We start from the raw sequence: 6,435 nt of genomic DNA on the forward strand, positions 1-6,435 counted from the left end.
GCGGCCGCCTTCGCCGCGGTGCCGTCGGAGGGACGGACCCGCTCGGCGAGGCGCTCGGAGAGGCGGTTCAGGAACCCGGGACGACGCTGGGCCTCGTCCTCGTCCGCGCGGAGCCGGCGGTCGAGGTCGGTGTAGTACGCCTCGTCGTCGTCGTAGGCGTGGGGGTCTCCGGTCCGCGACTCGCCGAACAGCTCGGAGCCGAGGCTGTCCGTCTGGAACGGCTCCACGTACAGCTCCTGCGGGTACGCCAGACCCAGCAGGACGTCCGGGTCGGGGTCCCCGCCGGCGATCAGGTACGTGCGGCCCTCGGACAGCCCCAGGTCGAGCACCTGCACGTCGTCGGTGCGCTCGCCCGTGGCCAGCTCCCGCGCGGACGAGGCCACCTGCGTGGCGTTCTCACGTGAGGCCACGAGCACGGTGACGCGGCGGTTGAGCACCTGGTCCGTGCCCAGGAACACCATGTCCTGGTCCGCGGACGTCACCACGTGCTGGGTGATGCGATAGCGGCCGCCCAGGACGGCGCCGACGGCGATGGGCTGGGGCACGGGCTCTTCTCCTGACGACGGGGTCGGAATCCGATGATACGTGGCGTGGCCGTCGCGGCCAGAGATCAGCCGACGCGCAGCAGACGACCCAGCGCCGGCACGCGGGCGACGAGCGGCCGGAGGGCGTCGTCCAGCTCGGGGAACCGCATGGCCCGCAGCACCATCAGGTACACCGGACCCATCGCCACGGCCGCCACCGCGCACGTGAGCAGCGCCGTCCCGATGGAGTTCCACGCGAACCCGCCGGTGTACCCGCCCAGCAGCCACACGACGACGACGCCCGCGGCCGCCGCGGCCAGCGCGGCCAGGCCGGTCTGGACGTGGGCACGCAGCACGGATGCGAGGCCGTAGTCCCCGAACCGGCGCACGGTGAGCACATGGGTCAGGACGAACTGGTACACGTACGAGACGGACGAGGCGACCGCGACCCACAGGGCCATGGACCACAGCGGCAGCAGCATCGCGCCCGCCCACGAGAGCAGCAGCATCAGGAGCGAGCCGCTGACCTGGACCACCATCGGCACCTTGGCGTCCTCGGCGGCGTAGAACACGCGCAGCAGGTAGAAGGAGCCCGAGCGGAACGGGATGGACAGCGCCAGCGCGAGCAGGACCGAGCCCACCGCGACGCCGGCCACCATCGCCGTCTCGGCCGTCGAGCCGAAGACGCGGCCCAGGGGGCCCGCCAGGACCACCACGCCGGCGAGGCAGAACATCAGCGGCACGGTGAACGCGCGCAGACCCTGCGCCGTCGTGCGCCGCACCGCGGACATGTCCTGGCGGCCCATGGCGCGGGCCAGCCGGTTGAAGAGCACGGTGGCCAGGGAGAGCACGAACACCGAATGGGGCAGCACGGCCATCAGCATCGCCATGTTGTACGCGGCCACACCGGGGATGGCCGCCTGCGCCATCTCGGCGCTCCAGGTCTCGGTGCCCGGGATGCGCAGCTCGCCGCGGTCGCGGGCCTCCGTGGCAGAGGTGACGTACCGCTGGCACAGCAGGAGCACCACGTTCGTGGCGACCATCGTGATCAGGGTGTACCCGGCGATCCGGCCGGTGTCCCGCAGGCCGATGCCCTTCCAGCCGAACCGCGGGCGCAGACCCAGGCCGAGCCCGCGCAGCGGCAGGAAGAGGATCACGGCCTGCAGCACGACGCCCAGGGTGTGGCCGCCGGCCAGCACGACCGTCTGTGCGCTCGTCCACCCGGCGAGGTCGTCCCCGGCCCGGTACGCCCCGAACATGCCCAGGTACAGCACGATCGCGCCGATCGCGACGACGTTGTTCAGTACCGGCGCCCACATGTAGGCGCCGAAGCGCCCGTTGGCGTTGAGCACCTGCCCCACCAGCGCGTACATGCCGTAGAAGAACACCTGGGGCAGACACCACAGGGCGAACACGGTGGCCATCTCGAGCTTCTCCGGCGACCAGCCGCGGGTCAGGGCCGTCATGAGCGGGGCTGCCGCCAGCATGACCACCACCGTGCCGGCGAGCATCACGAGCGTGCCGAGCGTCATCAGGCGGGAGGTGTAGTCCGCGCCCCGGTCGGCGTCGCGGGCGTGCTTGATCAGCTGCGGCACGAGCACGACGTTGAACACGCCGCCCACCAGGAGCAGGTAGATCACGTTCGGCAGGGAGTTGGCGATCTCGAAGATGTCGGCCATGTCCGCGGACAGGCCGATCGCCACCGTCACCAGCGTCGCACGGACGAGGCCCAGCACGCGGGAGAGGAGCGTGCCGGAGGCCATGATCGCGGTGGACCGGCCGGCGCGGCGCTCGCCCTCGGGGGTCTCGTCCGCGGGGTCCACGGCGGCCGGATCCGTGGCGGGGGCGGGGTCCGTCGTCGTCGGCTCCTCGTCGGCGACGCCGGCGTGGGCGGGGTCCTGCGCTCGGCGCGGGGCGGGTCTGCTGCTCAAGGGTCACCCAATCGTGGTCGGAAGGCCCCGTGCCGGGGGCGGTGGATCAGGGGCGGGGGCCCCGGGCACCGCCCGGGGGGAAGTGCTGGTCGACCACCTGGCGGGCCAGGTCGACGATCCGGCGCTCGTTGGCGAAGGAGAGGCGGCGCGCGACGTCCTCGAGGCGCACCCACGCGACGTCCACGGCCTCGTGGTCCGGGTCGTTCTCCGTGGTCAGCTCGCCGCCCGTGGCGCGCAGCAGGAAGTGGTGCACGGTCTTGTGGACGCGGTGCCGGGCGACTGTGAACCAGTAGTCGATCGCGCCGAGCGGCTCGAGGATGTGGCCGGCGATCCCGGTCTCCTCCTCCACCTCGCGCACGGCCGCCTGCCGGTGGTCCTCCTCGCCCTCGGGATGGCCCTTGGGCAGGCACCACTCGAGCCGGCCACCGCGGTTGTAGCGGGCGATCACGGCCACCTCGAGGCCGCCGTCGTGCTCGCGGACGATGACGCCGCCGGCGGAGACCTCCTCCACCGTGGGCAGGGAGGCGGCACCGGCGGAACGGGGTCCCGCGGGGGCCGGGGTGACGGGGCGCAGAGGCGGCTGCGGCCGGCGACGCCACGCCCCCAGCGCGGAGGGCAGGGGGGCGCCCCGGTGCGCGGAGGGATCGGGGCGGGTCATGCCGTCAACTCTAGCCCGGCCCGCGCGGGCCCGTGCCGGGACCGTCTGGCACCCTTGTAGGCATCATGGATCTGACCACCGCCACCCACGCGCTGCCCCCCGGCTTCCCCGCGGACGCCACCCTGCCCGCCGTCGTCGTGGAGCTGGGGCGGAGGTTCGAGGCCGCCGGCCACGAGCTCTCCCTGGTGGGCGGCCCGGTCCGCGACCTCTTCCTGGGACGGTCGTCGCCGGACCTGGACTTCACCACGGACGCCGACCCGGACGCGTCCGAGGCCGTCGGCGCCGGCTGGGCGGACGCCACGTGGGACGTGGGACGGCGGTTCGGGACCATCGGCTTCCGCAAGGCCGGCTGGCAGCTCGAGGTCACCACCTACCGGGCCGAGCAGTACGACCCGGCCAGCCGCAAGCCGCAGGTGGCCTTCGGCGACAGCCTCGAGGACGACCTGCTGCGTCGCGACTTCACCGTCAACGCCATGGCCCTGCGCCTGCCCGCCCTCGAGCTCGTGGACCCCTTCGGCGGCATGCGGGACCTGCACGCCGGCGTGCTGCGCACCCCCGGCACCCCTGAGGACTCCTTCTCCGACGACCCGTTGCGCATGATGCGCGCCGCCCGGTTCGCCTCCCAGCTCGGCTTCGCCGTGGCCCCCGAGGTGGAGGAGGCCATGGCCGCGATGGCCGAGCGGATCACGATCATCTCCGCCGAACGCGTGCGCGAGGAGCTCGTCAAGCTCGTCTGCGGGGCGCACCCGCGGGCCGGCCTCGACCTGCTCGTGCGCACCGGCCTGGCCGACCACGTCCTGCCCGAGCTGCCCGCCCTGCAGCTCGAGTCGGACGAGCACCACCGCCACAAGGACGTCTACGCCCACTCCCTGACCGTGCTGGAGCAGGCCATGGAGCTGGAGGGCGAGTACGCGCCGTCGACCCCCGACCCCGTGCTGCGCCTGGCGGCGCTGTTGCACGACGTCGGCAAACCGGCCACACGTCGCTTCGAGAAGGGCGGGGCCGTCACCTTCCGGCACCACGAGACCGTGGGCGCCAAGCTCGTCCGCAAGCGGCTGCGCGCCCTGAAGTTCGACAACGACACGATCAAGGCGGTGGCCCGTCTGGTGGAGCTGCACATGCGGTTCTACGGCTACGGCGACGCCGGCTGGACCGACTCCGCCGTCCGCCGGTACGCCCACGACGCCGGCGACCTGCTGCCCCGCCTGCACGCGCTGACCCGCTCGGACGTGACCACCCGCAACCGGCGCAAGGCCGAGCGGCTGGCCCACGCGTACGACGACCTCGAGCGGCGCATCGCCGAGATCGCCGAGGCCGAGGAGCTCGCGGCTGTGCGGCCGGACCTGGACGGGCAGCAGATCATGGCGCTGCTGGGGATCCGCCCGGGCCCGGTGGTGGGCCGGGCGTACACCCACCTGCTCGAGTGGCGCCTGGACGAGGGGCCGCATGAGCCGGCCGAGGCCGAGGCGGAGCTGCGGCGCTGGTGGGCCGAGCAGCCGGAGGCCCAGCAGGACTGAGGCGGCGCGGCGGATCTTCCACCCGTCGTCGGGCCGGGACCACACTGGCCGCATGGCTGAGAAGAAGACCGAGAAGAACGGCGCCCCCATGGGCCCCGGCACCTCCAGCATCAAGGACCCCGAGGTCTACGAGGCGCTGCGCCGCGAGGGCGCGAGCGAGGAGAAGGCCGCGCGGATCGCCAACGCGTCCGCCCGAGACGGCCGGGACGAGGTCGCCGAGCGCGGCGGCGAGGCCGGCTCCTACGAGGACTGGACCAAGGACGAGCTCGCGAAGCGGGCCCGCGAACTCGACATCGAGGGCCGCTCCACCATGACCAAGGACGAGCTCATCGAGGCGCTGCGCGACCACTGACCGGCGCCCGCACCCCCGCTTCCGGGGGCGGAAATCGGTGCTTTGGGAGTGGAATACCACCGGAAACCGCCCCCAACGCGGTGGGGCGGGTGGGGGATAGCCGGAGGCTTTGGCCCATCCAGGTCGGGATGGAATGATCGACCGCTGTGAGTTCCGACCAGCGCACCGCGCCCGTGCCCCGCCATGCCCTGTCGCCCCAGGACGGCGTGCCCGCCGTCAAGGTCGGCACGCGGGTCAGTCGCGGCCCCGGACGGGTCACCGCCCTCGACGGGCTGCGGGGGATCGCGGTGCTCGCCGTGCTCGTCTTCCACGCCTGGCCCACCTTCCTGCGCGGCGGGTTCGTGGGCGTGGACATGTTCTTCGTGCTCTCCGGCTTCCTCATCACCACCGGCCTGGTCCGTGGTGTGGACGCGGGCCGGGGCGTGGCGCTGGGCACCTTCTGGATGAAGCGCGTCCGACGCCTCATCCCGGCCATGCTGATGGCGCTCGTGGGCACCACCGCGCTCGCGTGGCTGGCGGTGGACGAGTTCCCCGCGGGCCTGGGCCGCCAATGGTTCGGCGCCCTGACCTACACCAGCAACTGGGTGATGATCCTCGAGGGCGGGGACTACTTCAACCGCGCCTCGCCGCCACTGTTCGAGCACCTGTGGTCCCTGGCGATCGAGGAGCAGTTCTACATCCTCTGGCCCCTGCTCCTCTGGGGGCTGCTCCTGCTCACCTGGCCGCCGCGCAGCACGGTGAACTCGGGGCGGGTGGCGGACCGACGCCGCATCCTCGCGGTCGCGGTCGCGGCCGTGGCCTCCGCGGCGTGGATGGCCTGGGGCTCGTGGCACGGGTTCGAGCAGGCCCGCCTCTACTTCGGCACGGACACCCACGCCTTCGGCCTGCTGTTCGGCGCGTGCGTGGCGATCGGTCTGGCCCACGTGCCCCGGCCCGAGCACGGCGGCCCCGAGCCGCGGACCTCGGCCACGCGGGTGGCCGTCGCGTGGGGCGCCGTCGCGGTGCTCGCGGCGGGCTTCGCCCTGGTCGACGGCGGCCACGCGAGCACGTACCGCGGGGTGCTGGCGGGCCTGTCCGCCGTCGTCGCGTTCATCGTCTGGCACGTCGTGCAGGGCGACCGGCGCGACTCGCTCTCGCGCGTGCTGGGCAACAGGTTCCTGCGCTGGTGGGGGCGCCGCTCCTACGCCGCGTACCTGTGGCACTGGCCGCTGCTCGTGATCATGCGCGTGATGGTGCCCGTGGACGCCCCCGGGTGGGTCGAGCCCGTGGCCGCCGGCGCGATCCTGCTGCTGACCGCCCTGATCGCCGACCTGAGCACCCGGCTGATCGAGGAGCCCATCCTCCACGAGGGGTTCAGGGGTGCCTTCGGTCGCTGGGGCGCAGCCGCTCGGCGGGCGTTCACGGGCGGGGCCGGGCCGATCGGCCGGCTCGCGGCCGCCGCCACGGCGCTGGG

Annotated in this window: 5 protein-coding genes and 1 pseudogene; 3 read left to right on the forward strand and 3 right to left on the reverse strand. The window is 73.4% G+C overall.

Annotation, left to right across the window (positions count from 1 at the left end; all coding sequences use genetic code 11):
- From HMPREF3105_RS05405 to HMPREF3105_RS05415, 3 genes and pseudogenes are all read right to left on the reverse strand, one after another.
- Positions 1-545: pseudogene (locus HMPREF3105_RS05405) on the reverse strand (hypothetical protein); the annotation flags it as partial.
- Between the two features lie 65 nt (positions 546-610).
- Complete coding sequence (gene murJ / locus HMPREF3105_RS05410) at positions 611-2,455, reverse strand: murein biosynthesis integral membrane protein MurJ (protein WP_002857806.1); 1,845 nt, start codon at positions 2,453-2,455, stop codon at positions 611-613.
- A 46-nt stretch (positions 2,456-2,501) separates the two neighbouring features.
- Positions 2,502-3,113 (reverse strand): NUDIX hydrolase, encoded by a 612-nt coding sequence (locus HMPREF3105_RS05415; RefSeq protein WP_070708931.1) that lies wholly within the window; start codon positions 3,111-3,113, stop codon positions 2,502-2,504.
- A 65-nt stretch (positions 3,114-3,178) separates the two neighbouring features.
- Here HMPREF3105_RS05415 and HMPREF3105_RS05420 point away from each other — a divergent pair, with 65 nt between their 5' ends.
- The 3 genes from HMPREF3105_RS05420 to HMPREF3105_RS05430 form a co-directional block, all read left to right on the forward strand.
- Complete coding sequence (locus tag HMPREF3105_RS05420) at positions 3,179-4,630, forward strand: CCA tRNA nucleotidyltransferase (RefSeq protein ID WP_070708932.1); 1,452 nt, start codon at positions 3,179-3,181, stop codon at positions 4,628-4,630.
- Positions 4,631-4,682: 52 nt separating this feature from the next.
- Positions 4,683-4,982 carry a DUF7218 family protein gene (locus tag HMPREF3105_RS05425; protein ID WP_070708933.1) on the forward strand — a complete coding sequence of 100 codons (300 nt, stop codon included), beginning with the start codon at positions 4,683-4,685 and terminating at the stop codon, positions 4,980-4,982.
- A gap of 146 nt (positions 4,983-5,128) precedes the next feature.
- A partial coding sequence (locus HMPREF3105_RS05430; RefSeq protein WP_083325302.1) for an acyltransferase family protein occupies positions 5,129-6,435 on the forward strand: 1,307 nt, incomplete at its 3' end.

It is taken from the genome of Micrococcus sp. HMSC31B01 (genome assembly GCF_001816085.1).
Classification (GTDB): Bacteria; Actinomycetota; Actinomycetes; order Actinomycetales; family Micrococcaceae; genus Micrococcus; species Micrococcus luteus.

Excerpts from the sequence above, each read along its gene's own strand:
- HMPREF3105_RS05415 (WP_070708931.1), bottom strand. The coding sequence starts at position 3,113 with ATGACCCGCCCCGATCCCTCCGCGCACCGGGGCGCCCCCCTGCCCTCC.
- HMPREF3105_RS05420 (WP_070708932.1), top strand. The coding sequence starts at position 3,179 with ATGGATCTGACCACCGCCACCCACGCGCTGCCCCCCGGCTTCCCCGCG.
- HMPREF3105_RS05425 (WP_070708933.1), top strand. The coding sequence starts at position 4,683 with ATGGCTGAGAAGAAGACCGAGAAGAACGGCGCCCCCATGGGCCCCGGC.